Below are 232 nucleotides of genomic sequence, written 5' to 3'. Positions count from 1 at the left end.
AACATAGCCTTCTCCGTCCCCCCTTCGCAGTAACACCAAGTACAGGAATATTAACCTGTTTCCCATCGACTACGCCTTTCGGCCTCGCCTTAGGGGTCGACTCACCCTGCCCCGATTAACGTTGGACAGGAACCCTTGGTCTTCCGGCGAGCGGGCTTTTCACCCGCTTTATCGTTACTTATGTCAGCATTCGCACTTCTGATACCTCCAGCATGCCTCACAGCACACCTTC

General features: G+C 53.9%; 1 rRNA gene. It reads right to left on the bottom strand.

What is annotated here, in order from left to right:
* Positions 1-232, bottom strand: a 23S ribosomal RNA gene (locus tag OGY35_RS01930); the annotation flags it as partial.

It is taken from the genome of Citrobacter sp. Ct235 (assembly GCF_030332305.1).
Taxonomy (GTDB): domain Bacteria; phylum Pseudomonadota; class Gammaproteobacteria; order Enterobacterales; family Enterobacteriaceae; genus Citrobacter_A; species Citrobacter_A telavivensis.
Note: the sequence above shows the minus strand (reverse complement) of the source record. Positions and strands in the feature narration are given on the sequence as shown.